At 35.0% G+C, this 15320-nt stretch carries 13 protein-coding genes; 5 read left to right on the forward strand and 8 right to left on the reverse strand.

Going from position 1 to position 15320, the window contains the following annotated elements; genetic code table 11:
* Nucleotides 1–84 precede the first annotated feature (84 nt).
* The 3 genes from FJV36_RS08465 to bioB all read left to right on the forward strand — a co-directional run bounded on the left by FJV36_RS08465 (nt 85) and on the right by bioB (nt 2839).
* Nucleotides 85–1011: a bifunctional riboflavin kinase/FAD synthetase gene (locus FJV36_RS08465; RefSeq protein ID WP_158730065.1), complete on the forward strand. Its 927-nt coding sequence runs from the start codon at nt 85–87 to the stop codon at nt 1009–1011.
* Nucleotides 1012–1100: 89 nt separating this feature from the next.
* Nucleotides 1101–1556, forward strand: coding sequence for a hypothetical protein (locus tag FJV36_RS08470; protein ID WP_158730066.1), 456 nt, complete (start codon nt 1101–1103; stop codon nt 1554–1556).
* A 197-nt stretch (nt 1557–1753) separates the two neighbouring features.
* Complete coding sequence (gene bioB, locus FJV36_RS08475) at nt 1754–2839, forward strand: biotin synthase BioB (protein WP_158730067.1); 1086 nt, start codon at nt 1754–1756, stop codon at nt 2837–2839.
* An 87-nt stretch (nt 2840–2926) separates the two neighbouring features.
* On the opposite strand, the gene FJV36_RS08480 is transcribed toward bioB, so the two are convergent.
* A complete protein-coding gene (locus FJV36_RS08480; RefSeq protein ID WP_158730068.1) occupies nt 2927–6091 on the reverse strand; it encodes a LamG-like jellyroll fold domain-containing protein in 3165 nt (1054 codons plus the stop codon).
* A gap of 468 nt (nt 6092–6559) precedes the next feature.
* On the opposite strand from FJV36_RS08480, the gene FJV36_RS08485 reads away from it, so the two are divergent.
* On the forward strand, nt 6560–7030 hold the full coding sequence (locus FJV36_RS08485; protein ID WP_158730069.1) for a regulatory protein RecX: 471 nt from the start codon (nt 6560–6562) through the stop codon (nt 7028–7030).
* On the opposite strand, the gene FJV36_RS08490 is transcribed toward FJV36_RS08485, so the two are convergent.
* The 5 genes from FJV36_RS08490 to FJV36_RS08510 form a co-directional block, all read right to left on the reverse strand.
* On the reverse strand, nt 7016–8170 hold the full coding sequence (locus FJV36_RS08490) for a beta-ketoacyl synthase N-terminal-like domain-containing protein (protein WP_158730070.1): 1155 nt from the start codon (nt 8168–8170) through the stop codon (nt 7016–7018). The genes FJV36_RS08485 and FJV36_RS08490 overlap by 15 nt on opposite strands.
* Before the next feature lie 127 nt (nt 8171–8297).
* Nucleotides 8298–9569, reverse strand: coding sequence for an adenosylmethionine--8-amino-7-oxononanoate transaminase (bioA, locus tag FJV36_RS08495; RefSeq protein ID WP_158730071.1), 1272 nt, complete (start codon nt 9567–9569; stop codon nt 8298–8300).
* Nucleotides 9570–9626: 57 nt separating this feature from the next.
* A complete protein-coding gene (gene bioD, locus FJV36_RS08500; RefSeq protein WP_158730072.1) occupies nt 9627–10244 on the reverse strand; it encodes a dethiobiotin synthase in 618 nt (205 codons plus the stop codon).
* A gap of 189 nt (nt 10245–10433) precedes the next feature.
* Nucleotides 10434–11312 (reverse strand): TraB/GumN family protein, encoded by an 879-nt coding sequence (locus FJV36_RS08505; protein WP_158730073.1) that lies wholly within the window; start codon nt 11310–11312, stop codon nt 10434–10436.
* Nucleotides 11313–11387: 75 nt separating this feature from the next.
* Nucleotides 11388–12524 (reverse strand): 8-amino-7-oxononanoate synthase, encoded by a 1137-nt coding sequence (locus FJV36_RS08510; RefSeq protein WP_158730074.1) that lies wholly within the window; start codon nt 12522–12524, stop codon nt 11388–11390.
* Between the two features lie 154 nt (nt 12525–12678).
* Here FJV36_RS08510 and FJV36_RS08515 point away from each other — a divergent pair, with 154 nt between their 5' ends.
* Nucleotides 12679–13221, forward strand: coding sequence for a GNAT family N-acetyltransferase (locus FJV36_RS08515; RefSeq protein WP_158730075.1), 543 nt, complete (start codon nt 12679–12681; stop codon nt 13219–13221).
* Between the two features lie 45 nt (nt 13222–13266).
* Here FJV36_RS08515 and FJV36_RS08520 read toward each other — a convergent pair whose 3' ends face one another.
* Entirely contained in the window at nt 13267–13548 is a 282-nt protein-coding gene (locus FJV36_RS08520; RefSeq protein ID WP_158730076.1) for a F0F1 ATP synthase subunit epsilon, read from the reverse strand.
* Between the two features lie 69 nt (nt 13549–13617).
* Nucleotides 13618–15129, reverse strand: a complete 1512-nt coding sequence (atpD, locus tag FJV36_RS08525; protein ID WP_158981005.1) for a F0F1 ATP synthase subunit beta — start codon at nt 15127–15129, stop codon at nt 13618–13620.
* Between the last annotated feature and the right edge of the window lie 191 nt (nt 15130–15320).

Genomic DNA, 15320 nt, shown 5'->3' on the forward strand with positions numbered 1-15320 from the left:
GTTAAAAAAGGATTGAACTTTTCAATCCTTTTTTAATTATATCAATTGGATAACGTAAATTTGCGGCATCATAAAACACTTGCTTTGAAGATTTTTCATTCTATAAACGACTTCCTGATTACCAAAAAAACAATTCTAACCCTTGGCACGTTTGACGGTGTACACATAGGCCATAAAAAAATCTTGCAGAAGCTCACACAAAACACCCCAAATGACCAATATGAAAATGTTGTTCTCACTTTCTTCCCGCATCCAAGAATGGTTTTACATGAAAATTCCAATATTAAACTAATTAACACCATACAGGAAAAACAAGAATTACTGGAAGAAATTGGGATAGAAAACTTAGTCATTCACCCCTTTGACGAAGCATTTTCACAATTAACCGCAGAGGAATTTGTAAAAACGGTTCTGGTAGAAAAATTTCATATTCAAAAAATCATCATTGGCCATGATCATCGTTTTGGAAGGAATAGAACTGCGAATATTGACAATTTAATAGATTTTGGAAAAGAATATGGTTTTGAAGTATCCCAAATATCTGTACAAGAACTCAACGAAATTTCTGTAAGTTCAACAAAAATTCGGAATGCCATTCTTAACGGCGATATACAACTTGCGAACGACTATCTAGGTTATTCCTATTTCATTACTGGAACAGTTGTAAAAGGAAAACAACTGGGGCGCACCATAGGATTCCCTACTGCAAATTTAAAGATAGAAGAAAAGTACAAATTAATCCCGCAAAACGGAGTATATCTTGTACAAACTATCATTAATTCTAAAGCAATACAAGGCATGATGAATATAGGCACAAACCCTACTGTAGGAGGACAAGAACAATCGATAGAAATCCATCTCCTAGACTTTGAGGATGATGTATACGATCAAGAACTAAAAATCTCAATTTTAAATCGCATACGAGACGAAGAAAAGTTTAGTTCCTTACATTTGCTACAAGAACAATTGCAAAAAGATAAAATAGTTGCAAAAAATTATTTTAATAAATAATTCGTTAACATAATTATTACTTTTTTTTTATTAAATTTGAGTGTTACTCTTTGTTATTCAACACTATAAATTAATATAAAATTTGCAATATGAAACTTCCAAAAGAATTATTAAACGGATTGATTATTATTTTAGGAATAGGCCTATATTTTTTAGCAATGGAACTACTAGGACTAGCAGACAACCCTATATTGAGAGTTTTTAATGTGCTTTTTATTTTTTTTGGCACCAATAGAACTTTAAAAGAAAATTACGCTGAAGGAAATACAGTTTTAGTTTCAAATGCGGCATCTGCCTTTGTAACTGCTTTAACAGGAGTTATTCTTAGCATAGTTGCACTAATAGCATACAGCTATGCAAAAGGCGGAGAAGCATATATTGGATCATTATCAAAAACATTCCTATTTGGTGGAGAACCTACCATTATGACCTATTCCATTTCACTTTTATTTGAAGGAATAAGCTCTGCCGTAATAGTAACATTTATGCTGTTGCTGTACTGGGATACACGCTACTCCAGTGATAAACATGGAGCCAAATCATAAATAACTTTTTTTTAGATACAACAAGACACCACATGACACCTCTAAATCCGGCAAAGAGCTGAATTAAAAGATAAACTACCGCGTTTTAATTGTATTGTAAAAAATCACCCTACTGCATTGCTTTACTCTTTTCGAAAAGTTAGCATTGCTACTTTAGAACTATTTAACTACTTTTGATGGATCAAAAATAGGTATCTATGAGCATTAAAAGACACAATTGGACAAAAGACGAAATAATAGCAATATACAACAAACCCCTAATGGATTTGCTTTATGAAGCAGCCACAATTCACAGAGAACTTCATGACCCTAATGTCGTTCAAGTATCTACACTGCTATCTATAAAAACCGGTGGTTGCCCAGAGGATTGCGGCTATTGCCCGCAAGCAGCCCGCTACCACACAGAGATTGAAGGCAACGACTTAATGTCTGTAAGCCAAGTAAAAGCACAAGCATTACGTGCAAAATCAAGTGGATCATCAAGAGTTTGTATGGGCGCTGCTTGGAGAAACGTAAAAGACGGACCAGAATTTGACCAAGTTCTTGAAATGGTACGCACCATCAACAAACTAGACATGGAAGTATGTTGTACGCTTGGTATGATTACCGAAAACCAGGCACAACGCCTTGCAGAAGCAGGTTTATACGCATACAACCACAATCTTGATACTAGTGAAGAATACTATAAAGAAGTAATATCTACTCGTGGTTTTGAAGACCGCATACAAACCATTGAAAATGTACGCAAAACAAATGTAACAGTATGTAGTGGTGGAATTATAGGAATGGGAGAAAGCATTGAAGACAGAGCTGGTATGCTTGTAGCGCTTTCTACATTGAATCCACAACCAGAATCAGTGCCCATAAATGCGCTAGTTGCCGTTGAAGGTACTCCGATGGAGGAAGAAAAACCAGTTGAAATTTGGGAAATGATTCGAATGGTAGCGACTACCAGAATCATAATGCCTGAGACTCAAGTACGATTATCAGCAGGAAGAATGAACATGAGCCGTGAAGGTCAAGCCATGTGCTTTTTTGCAGGTGCCAATTCTATTTTTGCAGGTGACAAATTATTGACAACACCTAATCCAGATGTAAATGAGGACATGAAAATGTTTGAAATGCTGGGCTTAAATCCTCAAAAACCTTTCACAAAAGTGTCACAACCTCAAACAGTAGAGGCTGAAGATTCTCAACATGCTCCTCTTGGCGAGAAACCTAAATGGTCAAGACCAGGACACACTATTGAAAGAAACCTTGAAGCTTCTGGCAAAGAAAAATAAAATGATTTTATAATAATATTGCCCAACATAAAAAAACTCCATTTTAATAAAATGGAGTTTTTTTATGTTGGGCAAAAACTGAATAATTTAATAAATAATTTTAGTTGTAGTTACACTTCCGTCTTGTAAAACTGTTTTTACAATTAACACTTGTTGTGCAACAGATAAACTAGGTATTGTAAATATTGCAGCATCAACTTTTTGTTTTTCGTAAACAACAGCACCCGAAAGAGTGTATACAAAAATCTTATCTATCGACTCAGCTCCTGATTCTACTTTTATTAGCTTGTTTTTTACCGAAACAACTACCGATTTCTTTTTCAAATCGATGTCATCAACTCCTAATGTTTTATCTGTGTAACGCAGAACAAATCTAGTATTAAAAGTACCCGTTGCTGTTTCAAAGGTGTAAGGACCTTGTTTTAAATCGTGCGTTATGTTTTTAATTTTATCTTCAAGGTAAATTTTTCTAGAAGCCAATACCCCATCAACCTTATCAATACTTATTGAAAAACTGCCTTGGATTGTTGAACTATACCCTAACTGAACTTCATCACTTTCTTCAAATGGGAGCGCTCTACCTTGAATCGTTAGCATTTTGTTATTGTTCACACTATAAAAATCCAAAAACTTATTTCCATTATAACTTGTACCATCAAAGGTAGTATCATAATTATTTGTAGCGCCAGAAATATAACCAACGAGCATTTGCTTGAAAGCACCTTGTGCATTGGTTAGATTCAACCACAAACGATGTCTTTCAACACTTGAAGCAGTTTTAGACTTAGAAGAAGTAGTTTTGAAAAACTGACTGTTGTCTAGAATAGTATTACCCACGCCTAAACGCATGCTATTATTAAAAAGAATTGATGTACCAATCATGTTTTCTATAGTACTTGCAAAAAAGGCCTGTCCTGCGGCAATTTTCCCAGTAGGCCTATAAGGATTTGATATATCCTTATTAGAATCACTCGCGGCCACAGCTACACCACCTGTGGTATTATAAGTAGCATAATCATCTGCAGAATACGCATAATATCCTGATCCCGGGTTATTCACACCTACTCCACGAGCAGTATTGTGTGTCCAAAAATACAAGGTTCCAAAAAGCACATTAGCATTTGCAGCAATAAACGCATCAGCATCTAGCGCTGATGGATACGGATTTCCTATTAAATACGCTTTAAAAGGTAGCACTGGACTTAAAGTTATTGTACCATTGTGCGGAACTCCTTCAAAAATGGCTAAATAAGGACTTAATGGTGCGGGTGGAGTCGCTGTATTTTCTGGCGCTCTAATTATGTAACCTATACCTTTGCCCATAAGATTTTGCGGATTTTCTGCCGCATACGCTCCCGTTGAAGAATTAAAAGAATAATACTTTCCAGGATTCGTTAACGGAGAAAGATCAAATAGCTTTTGTCCAGAAACCGGTGATGACCAATAGGTAAAATCAAACTTTTTTATTGGTGTTGTCTCTCTTTGATATTTGATATTTCCTGTATTTACTACATTATTCTCCTGAACCAAATTGGCAGTGTTTTCAAAAGTAAGACTACCATTCACGGTTAATTTGTCCCTTAACTTAAGAGTTTTCCCAAATGCAACCACTGCATCTGTAGCATTTACTGTACAGTTACAAAGCTCCACATTGGTAGTAATAGGAATATTTGAATTAATAACACCCAGCATATCAATAGTAGGCGTCACTGACCATCCAGACGCGGTGTAAGTAGTGGTGGTTACGGGATCAATTATCACATTTCCTGTAGGCAATGAAGTACAGCCCCCACTTGCAACAGCAAATTGATAGGTTCCTGGTGCTAAACCGGATATAGTAGTTTCTGAACCTGAACCATTAATTGATAGGCCAGACGAACCAGTTCTTATTAATGTCCAAGAACCCGAAGGCAAACCAGTTAATCGTACACCTCCTGTAGATGTAATACAGTTTGGCTTTGTTATTACTCCAATTAAAGGAGTTGTAACATTATTTGTAGCACCAACAGTAAAAGGAGTTGTTCTTGAACACCCTTGATTAACTGTAATATTTAAATTATATACCCCAGGTTTAAGTCCTGTTAAAGACTTACTTGTTGAAGGAGTAAAACCTGCTACACTAGATGTCCAATTGTATGTACTTTGATCTACCCAAAGAGGCAATGTTACTCCATTAAAAACTCCATTACTAGGAGCGGGTGTTGTACTACTTATTGGAGCAACAGTTGTTCCCGAACCTTCAGTAAAATTATATCCAGCCAACAATCCTACTTGTTTAGAATTATATAGTGTAAACCCCGAAGCCAAACCTTTTATTTCATCAATAGATAGCGCTCTACTCCAAAAACCCACATTTGAAATCTCACCTATAAAACCAATACCACCAACATCTAAAACTCCCCAACCTATTTTTGTTGAATAGGTTGTGTTATTACCGTAATTTGATGTTGTCCTATTTACAGATCCAACTTCATTTCCATCAACATAAAGCTTTAAAGATGTACCATTCCCCACAGCTGCAATATGATGCCAAGCGTTATCACTTGGATAATTTGCTAATGGAGATGTAACAGTCCCACCTCCAGCAGTATAACACAATAAATTATCACCCTCAAAGCCAAACTCAACAACATCGTTTTGCCCAAATAATGACATTCTGTTTCTATACTTGGTTTTATCAAATTTTATCCAGCCTTCTGCTGAAAACCGGCTTCTATTAGATAATAATCTTCCACCCAAATCAACGTGAGGATCTGCTGGAGTTGCAGCTGTTGTTGTCTTCACACCATTAAACAATAAAGATGATGGATAAAATTGATTCGTAATAGCTATACTACCATTAGAATCATTCGGACAAGAGGCATTAGTTATGTTTGCCGTAGGAACGGCTGGAACTTTATAAAACAAAACACTTGTATTTGGATTTTGTAAAGTAGCTGGACAACTGTTACTTGCAGTTACCGAAACCAATGTAAATGGTGTTGTTTGAGTAAGTACATCATTGATAACGATATCAGAATTGCTTGTGTAATTAAGAACCGTAGTCTGTACATTTGTTATTTCATTTCTATAAACTACTGTAAAAGGACTTACCCCACCCGATATTGTAACTTTCAATTTAATTGCTCCAGGAGAAATTATATTGCAAGATGAATTTGTACTTGAAATTGAAGCTGTATAGCTAACACATTGCCCAAAAGCCGGAAGTAAAAGAAATAGAAAAAAGATTATGATGAGTATTTTTTTATTCATAAGACAGTTTTTTGAAAGGTTAATCTTAATTTATATTAGGGCTCAGAATTTAATAAAATCTAAATTTTTGAAATATACAATCACGTTTTAAATTAAAAACAAATTAATCGATATACTACTTGTTTTAACGATGAAGTGCTCAAATTCAACATTAGCAATACCTTATCAAAGCCGCCATTTAATTAAGGTTAACTAAATAATAAATTTAAAATTTGATACAAAAAAATGCTCCTCGATATCTCTTAAAATGAATTCAAAATTGTTTTAAACTTAATCTTATTTACGAATAATTTTACCAATCGGATTTAGATTGAAATTGCAAACATTAAAATCTGTTTCTAAACAATTTATAGTTTAATCACATGTTTTTTATGTAAGGTTATCACATAAAGTTAGTTTTTACAAAAATTGATGCGCTAGGTTATTAGATACTATTGTTGCATTTTTGTTTACAAATTAACCTCAATCATGAAAGAAGTATTCTCTATAAAAGAAGCTATTAAAAAAATAGAACATTATTGCGCTTACCAGGAACGATGCCATGACGAAGTAGTTCAAAAACTACGAACCATGAAAATGGATACTGATGAAATAGACATCATCATTGTCAAACTTATACAGGATAATTTCTTGAATGAGAGTCGGTTTGCTTGCAGTTTTGCTAGAGGAAAGCATCGAATTAAATTTTGGGGAAAAAACAGAATTGTGAACGAACTTAAATTCCGAAACATTGGTCAATACAACATCAATCTCGCGCTAAAAGAAATATCAAATGAGGAGTATTTAGATACTTTTGAAAAGATAGCCACACGAAACTGGGACAGCATCAAAGAAACCAATCTTCAAAAAAAGAGAAAGAAATTTTGTGATTATTTACTCCGAAAAGGTTTTGAAAGTAACTTGATTTATGAAAAAGCAAAAGAATTAGAGGCTCAATAAAACACTTACCGCATTACCGCCAAAACCTACTGCATTCACTAAAACTTTTTTTACGGGTCTTTTTTGTTTCTGCGCTTTCGCAAAAGGAACTCCCACAAACGTATTGTGCTGCATCATTAATATGGCAAACTCCATGCTTAGAATTCCAGACGCACCAAACGTATGACCGATTTTCCATTTATTAGTAGTTACTAATGGCAGGCTTTCGCCAAAGACTTTTTGGATTGCTTTATACTCTGTCAAATCCCCTTTTATAGTTCCTGGTGCATGCATGACAATTACATCAACATCTGATAATGCAGTATCTTTTAAAGCCATTGCCATCGATTTTTGAAAGCAAACAGCTTCAGCAGAAATGGAAATATTATGCTCTAAAATTTCAGTGGCATAGCCAATTCCCTCAATGTATGCTAATGCGTTTTCTTTCTTACCCATTTCCAGACAACAAACTCCTGCACCTTCACCTAGAATCATGGTGTTTTGTGTTTTATCCAAATCTAAAGCGCGGTTTGGGTACAACTCATTAGATCTGGAATAAATCTTCAATGCTTTCATTTGCGCAATTGTAAAATCAGTCAATGGAGCTTCACTACCTCCAACCAAAAATTTATCAACCATTCCTGATCTCAGCCATGCTACACCATTTAAAACAGCGTGCAAAGCCGTAGAGCAAGTGATGGAGTGGGAAATTTCAGGCCCTGTACTTTGCAAATCATGTGCTATCCAAGAAGAAATATTACCCAAAGTAGTGGTTGGTGATGCTAGTGTTTGCGCCTTTCCTGTTTCTAAGTATTCTTGATGGTGTTTTTCAAATAAATCAGTTGCACCACGTGATGAACCAATATTGATTCCGAATACATCATTTTCACCCCAGCCCGCTTGCTGTATTGCGTTACGAGAAGCCTCAATAGCATACAAAACTGAATTATCAAGGAATTTATATTTTATATCAGACTGTTTTAAAAGTTCCACTTTAGCAGCCGAAACACTATCCAAAGGCGCTACAAACGCTGGTGTTTTATCAATTACTTTGTTTACAAAACAATGTTGCTCCTTTAGATAATTCTCCCATACTATTTCAAGATTATTCCCTAACGGGGAAACGGACGAAAGCGCTGTAATGGATATAATTTGTGACAAGATACTTTTGATTTGATTGCAAAGGTCGCAAAGTTTTACACAAAGTTTGCTAAGGTTAAGGCCTAAATAACAATTTCGAAACTTTTTGTGACTTCATTTATAATTAAGAAAAAAATTCTTCAAGAACTTATACTATTTCTAAGACCTCTTCTACTACTTGATAAATTTTTTGCAACTGATCATCAGTGATGATGTATGGAGGCAATATGTAAACAATATTCCCAACAGGTCTTAAAATCACACCATTTTCAATAAAAAAATCATACAGTTTGTTTCGCAATGATCCATAGTAACTAGCTTCACCCTCTGTTTTGATTTCTAAAGCAAATATAGTTCCCAAGACTCGCGTTGTTGTAACCTTAGAGTGCCCCTTAATTTTACTTTGAAAATCCAAATGATTTTGATTCACCCGAACCAAATTAGCTTGCATCTCGGGAGTATTTAACAACTCTAAACTGGCTAAAGCAGCAGCACAACCGGTAGGATTTGCTGTAAAGGTGTGTCCGTGAAACAATGCCTTATTAATATCATCATCATAAAAAACTTCGAAGATGTCTTGCGTAAAAGTTGTTATTGCCATTGGAATAGTACCTCCAGTCAGCGCCTTAGACAAGCACATGATATCTGGTTTTGTTACCACATAATCCATCGCGAAGTTTTTACCTGTTTTTCCAAAACCAGTCATCACTTCATCAGCGATGGTCAAAACGCGATTATCATTACAAATTTGCAACAAAACATCTAGTGTTTCCGGCTCATACATTACCATTCCAGCTGCGCCTTGCACTAAAGGTTCAAAGATAAAAGCGGCACACTTGTTGTTTTTTATTTGCTCGCGTAAAGCTTGGTAACTTTCTTCCTTTTTTCCGGGAACGGGCACGGGAATTCTCACTACATCAATAAACATTCCTTCAAATGCTTGGGTGTAAAATGAAATTCCGCTAGCAGCCATCGCCGCAAAAGTATCACCATGAAAAGCATTTTCAAATGCAATGATCGTAGTACGTTGCTCTCCTTTGTTAAAAAAATATTGCAACGCCACTTTGATACCAACTTCAACAGCAGTAGAGCCGTTATCAGAAAAGAATACTTTTTGTTGGTTTTTAGGTAAAATCTCAAGTAATTTCTCCCCTAAAACAATGGCTGGTTCATGCGTAAAACCTCCAAAAAGAACATGTTCTAGAGTTGTTAATTGCTTGTAAATAGCATCGGCAATAAATGTATTACTATGCCCATAAGGATTCACCCACCATGAGGCAATGGCATCGATGTATTCTTTATCATTTTCGTCCCAAAGTAAAGCTCCTTTACCTCTTTTGATTGCAATAGGAACTGCAGCTGTTTTATGTTGTGTGTAAGGGTGCCAAAGATGTTTTTGGTCTCTTTCAGTTAATGTCATGTCAAATAATATATTTCGCAAAGATACATAGAGATGGCAACGTATTTTACAAAAATGTTACAAACTCAATAGCTTTTCCCTGAACATATCAGCGTATTCTTTAATTACATTTTGATCAAAATAAGGTTCTTGTTCAATTCTGCCAATACAGTTTAAACCTGTTTTAGAAAGGATAATGGTTTCGGTAGCATTATTTTCATCACCCGAAAAAAGAATTCCCGCCACTTCAATTTTCCTGTTCTGAAGCGCCTCAATCGTTAATAATGTGTGATTGATACTCCCCAGATAGTGTCTAGAAACTACAATGACTTTATAGTCAGATTGAATCAAATCTATCACACAATCTGTATCATTTATTGGTACAAATACACCACCTGCACCTTCTACCACAAGGTGATTATCCGTTTTTGGTTCCACTATTTTTTGTAAATCAATGACAACACCATCACAAGCTGCGGCATAATGCGGACTTGCTGGAGTTTTTAAGGCATAAGCATTGGGGTGAAATACTGTTTTAGAATTTGACAAAAAGGATTTCACTTTATGACTGTCTGAGTGGTCTAAATCTCCGGCTTGAATAGGCTTCCAATAATCTGCCTCAAGCGCCTCTGTAATAATTGCTGCTGCAATAGTTTTACCTACATCGGTTCCTATTCCTGTTATAAATAATTTCATAGATTATGAATTTTTACAAAAATAGAAAACCCATCACAAAGATGGGCTTATTTCTAATATTCTTTTAAATCTTATAACATCTATCATAAATTGATGCCAAGCATTCAACTCTTACATCAACACAAAAAATTGATAATCATAATTTTTGTTTTACCAATCTAAAAATTACTATTCGATTTAAATTCAACTTTAGTTCAATATCGGCTTTACGGTATAACCGGCTTTTTTTAGCAAGTTGATCACTCCTTTTTCACCTAATAAATGTCCTGCACCTACTGCAAAAAAAGAACTTTTCTCTTTCATAAGACTCGGCATTTTCTCAACCCAATTGGTATTGCGTTCTTCAAGCAACCATTTTTTTGAATTTTCGTTTAGAAATTTAGGGTTTGTGATTTGGCTGTACAACTCTACTAAATTTTCATTTTTATAAGACTGAACCATTTTCTGGGTATCTTCAAGTTTTGATTCCTTTAACATAGCAATCATTTGGTCATCATTATAGGCTTTACCCATGAATTGCATTTGCGCCTCACCCGTTTCTAATCCTCCTAATTTTTTATTCCCCGCTTTAGCAATACTTGATAGTTCCATCTCATAGAATTTCAAATTGGTACACCCAAAAGATTTCATGGTAATCAAACTCATTACAGTAAACAAACTAAAATTATCTACCTGTTGAACAGTCATACCTGTTTTTTCTTTCAAGATAGAATCCAAGTCTGCAAGTTGTTGAGCTGTAAGTTTTTTGCTTAAAGGCTCTGCACCCATTGCCGATTTTTGCAAATAAGCCATTTCATTAGGATCATTCAAATCAATTTCAAGAAACAAGTTATCGGCATTATTTAACGCTTTTTTTGTTTTATCCGTAAGAAAATAATCATCATTGCAAATCATGTGTACTGTACCATAAAGATAAGACGGTTTTGCATTTCCGTTACCTGAAATCTCCCATAATAATGAGTTTTCATTTTCTGGAATTGCTGCTTTTTTATTGCTTTGCGCTATGCTTACTTGCGATATTAAAAGCATTGCAAGAGCTGATAATGATCTTCTAATTACGTTTTTCATTTTATTTTTTGTTTATCTATTTACATGAAATAAGTAATTATATTCAGAAAACGTTACAAAAAAAACGAAACTAAATTATAAAAGTGAGTAGATACAATGCATCACGGCCGAAATTTCTTGAGTAGAATTATAACTGTGTAAACAAAAACGAAGACGCTCTTGTCCCTCTGGCACCGTAGGGGAAAGAATCGCTTTTACATCAAAACCTTTTTCTTGCAATTGACCTGCAATAGCTTTTACTTTTTCATTACCAGGAATAATAGCAGATTGTATTGCTGATTTACTGCGAACAAAAAGAGGTTTTAATCCTAACAAGTTCTTTTGTTGATTGAATGAAACGATATTTTTTCTCAATTTTAAAATTGAATTTGAATCCTGTTTTAAATGCCCATAAGCAATTAAGATAGAAGCAACAGCATGCGGCGAAAGTCCTGTAGTGTAAATAAAACTTCGGGCAAAATTTACTAAATAATCCCGTAAACTTTGCGATCCTAAAATAGCAGCACCGTGACAACCCAAACCTTTACCATAAGTCATTATCCTTGCAAAAACATAATCTTGCAAACCAAGCATTTGCACATAACCTTCTCCTTTATCCCCAAAAACACCTAATGCATGTGCTTCATCAATTACTAAATAACAGTTGTGTTTGGTTGCAACCAAAATTAATTCTTCAAGATTAGGACAATCCCCATCCATAGAAAAAACCGATTCTGTGACAATGTAAATAACTGTATTAGGATTTCGTAGAATTAATTTTTCTAAATCTTCAAAATCATTATGATTGAATTTATAGGCCTTGGCTCTTGATAATTGAATCCCGTCTCGTATGGAAGCATGGCTCAACTCATCGTATAGAATTAAATCTCCTTTTTGCGGCACTGATCCAAAAAAACCAAGATTAGCATCATAACCTGAATTGAAAAGTAATGCCGTTTCTGATTTATGAAATGCAGCAATGCAGTCCTCGGTCGTTTGATAAAGTTTGTGATTTCCAGAAATCAATCTAGATCCCGTTGCGCCGTTTTGAATGATTTCGTTGGTAATTAAATACTGATGCGTCTCGTTAAAAATTATTTCTGATTGTGAAAACCCTAAGTAATCATTTGATGAAAAATCAACTTCTCTTCGCAGCGTGGGTAATGTGCGCAAGGCATTTTGCTCCTTTCTAATTTCAAGTTTTTGAGATAAATGCTCTGGAATTTTTTTCATAGAACACAAAATTAAGCATTTTCTGTTGAATAAAGATATTAGAAATAGGTACTAAAATCACTATCCTACGATATCAAAAAAAGTCATGATAAAACAAAAGAAAGCTTCAATATTTTTAACTTGCAATACCACTAAAGCACTAAACCACAAGACCATGAAGAACATTCAATTCCAAAGGGCATCAAATTCAAAAGAATTACAAGAGATTATCACACTACAACAGCAAAATCTATCCAATAACATAACTGCAGAAGAGAAAACGAAAGAGGGCTTTGTAACACTTGAGCATACTTTTGAATTATTACAACAAATGAATAACGCATGTCCACATTGCATTGCTAAAACAAATGACACCGTAATAGGTTACGCACTTGTGATGAAACCAAGTTTTAAAGACACAATGAAATCCTTAGAACCCATGTTTGATGAAATTCAAAATCTAGTGCCTCACCATAAAAACTATATTATAATGGGACAAATATGTATTGCCAAAGCTTACCGAGGATTAGGTATCTTTAAAAAAATATACCTATTTTACAAAGACGAATTAAGCAATCAGTTTGACTGTCTTATTACCGAAGTAGCATCCGTCAATACGAGATCATTACACGCCCATCAAGCAGTGGGATTTACAACCTTAAAAACATACCAGGAACAGGACATTACTTGGCATATTATGATTTGGGAATGGGCATAAAAAAACCCCGCAATTAGCGAGGTTTTCTATTTATTTGAAATCATCTTAGTCAACTAAAACAATTACTTTATTGTCTTTCATTTCAATGGTACCCGAGTTAATCTCCAAAGTATAATTTTGAGCATCAATCATAGTGAATTTAGCCGCAACTTCTTTAGCAAATTTGAAATTTGAAGCTGAAATTTTTACAAGTCCTTTTTCTAAAATAGAAACTATTGGAGCGTGATTATTCAATATTTGAAAACTACCATCAACTCCTGGCAACGTTACTGAGGTAACCTCTGCCGAGAACAATTTTGCTTCTGGTGAAACTATTTCTAATAACATATTTTTTAGTTTACAGTCTCAGTTCACAGTCTCAGTACAAAATACTGAGACTGAACACCGAATACTAATTTATGCTTCCGCTAACATTTTCTCTCCAGCTTCTATAGCTTCCTCGATCGTACCTTTAAGGTTGAATGCTGATTCTGGCAAGTGATCTAATTCACCATCAATAATCATATTAAATCCTTTGATAGTATCTTTGATATCTACTAAAACACCTTTTAATCCAGTAAATTGCTCAGCAACGTGGAAAGGTTGAGATAAGAAACGTTGTACACGACGCGCTCTTGAAACGGCTAATTTATCATCTTCTGATAACTCTTCCATACCAAGGATCGCAATAATATCTTGTAATTGCTTGTATTTTTGTAAAATCTCTTTCACTCTTTGTGCACAGTCATAATGCTCATCACCTAAAATTTGAGGAGTAAGGATTCTTGAAGTTGAATCTAAAGGATCAACCGCAGGATAAATACCTAACTCAGCAATTTTACGAGACAATACTGTTGTTGCATCTAAGTGAGCAAAAGTTGTAGCCGGAGCTGGATCAGTTAAATCATCCGCAGGAACGTAAACCGCTTGTACAGATGTAATAGACCCTTTGTTTGTAGATGTGATACGCTCTTGCATCGCTCCCATTTCTGTAGCTAATGTTGGTTGATATCCTACCGCAGATGGCATACGACCTAAAAGTGCCGATACTTCAGAACCCGCTTGAGTAAAACGGAAGATATTATCCACAAAGAACAATACATCCTTACCTTGATCCGTTCCTGCTCCATCACGGAAATACTCCGCAATAGATAATCCAGAAAGTGCTACACGAGCACGAGCTCCTGGAGGCTCATTCATTTGTCCGAAAACGAAAGTAGCTTTAGACTCTCTCATTCCTGGCAAATCTACTTTTGATAAATCCCATCCTCCATTTTCCATAGAATGCATGAACTCATCACCATATTTTATAATTCCTGACTCTAACATCTCACGAAGCAAGTCATTCCCCTCACGTGTTCTTTCTCCTACTCCTGCGAATACTGAAAGTCCACCGTGACCTTTTGCGATATTGTTAATCAACTCCTGAATTAATACTGTTTTACCAACACCAGCACCACCAAACAATCCAATTTTACCCCCTTTTGAGTAAGGCTCAATCAAATCAATAACTTTGATACCCGTGAATAAAACTTCAGAAGAAGTTGATAAGTCTTCGAATTTAGGTGCCTGACGGTGAATTGACATTCCGTTTTCACCTGTTTTAGGTAATTCTGGCAAACCGTCAATAGCGTCACCAATTACGTTAAACAAACGTCCGTAAACATCTGCTCCAATTGGCATTTGGATAGGATTCCCTGTTCCAACTACTTCATAACCTCTACTCAAACCATCTGTTGAGTCCATCGAAATGGTACGAACCGTGTTTTCACCAATGTGAGATTGTACTTCAAGTACTAACAAAGTACCATCTTTTTTTGTGATTTCTAACGAATCATAAATTTTTGGAAGTTCAACATCCTTACCGTTGAAAACTACGTCAACTACTGGTCCAATGATCTGGGCAACTTTTCCTATTACTTTCGACATTACTTATGTATTTATTAAATAGCTATTTAGGTTTATGAAATAGTTCCAATCGAAACGTATCGATTAAATGCTTTTTTCAGTGTGCAAAGATAATTTTTTAAAATATAAAATCAATTATTTTTTAGAAAAAATGGATATTTTTAGTAGATCACTCTTAAACAACTAAAAAAAAGAAAAATGACAACATTATT

The organism is Flavobacterium sp. I-STPP5a, from assembly GCF_009764685.1.
GTDB lineage: Bacteria > Bacteroidota > Bacteroidia > Flavobacteriales > Flavobacteriaceae > Flavobacterium.

What these genes read in the sequence shown, in the direction of transcription:
- FJV36_RS08470 (WP_158730066.1), top strand. Translation starts at nt 1,101, where the DNA reads ATGAAACTTCCAAAAGAATTATTAAACGGATTGATTATTATTTTAGGA.
- bioB (WP_158730067.1), top strand. Translation starts at nt 1,754, where the DNA reads ATGAGCATTAAAAGACACAATTGGACAAAAGACGAAATAATAGCAATA.
- FJV36_RS08480 (WP_158730068.1), bottom strand. Translation starts at nt 6,091, where the DNA reads ATGAATAAAAAAATACTCATCATAATCTTTTTTCTATTTCTTTTACTT.
- FJV36_RS08485 (WP_158730069.1), top strand. Translation starts at nt 6,560, where the DNA reads ATGAAAGAAGTATTCTCTATAAAAGAAGCTATTAAAAAAATAGAACAT.
- bioA (WP_158730071.1), bottom strand. Translation starts at nt 9,569, where the DNA reads ATGACATTAACTGAAAGAGACCAAAAACATCTTTGGCACCCTTACACA.
- bioD (WP_158730072.1), bottom strand. Translation starts at nt 10,244, where the DNA reads ATGAAATTATTTATAACAGGAATAGGAACCGATGTAGGTAAAACTATT.
- FJV36_RS08505 (WP_158730073.1), bottom strand. Translation starts at nt 11,312, where the DNA reads ATGAAAAACGTAATTAGAAGATCATTATCAGCTCTTGCAATGCTTTTA.
- FJV36_RS08510 (WP_158730074.1), bottom strand. Translation starts at nt 12,524, where the DNA reads ATGAAAAAAATTCCAGAGCATTTATCTCAAAAACTTGAAATTAGAAAG.
- FJV36_RS08515 (WP_158730075.1), top strand. Translation starts at nt 12,679, where the DNA reads ATGAAGAACATTCAATTCCAAAGGGCATCAAATTCAAAAGAATTACAA.
- FJV36_RS08520 (WP_158730076.1), bottom strand. Translation starts at nt 13,548, where the DNA reads ATGTTATTAGAAATAGTTTCACCAGAAGCAAAATTGTTCTCGGCAGAG.
- atpD (WP_158981005.1), bottom strand. Translation starts at nt 15,129, where the DNA reads ATGTCGAAAGTAATAGGAAAAGTTGCCCAGATCATTGGACCAGTAGTT.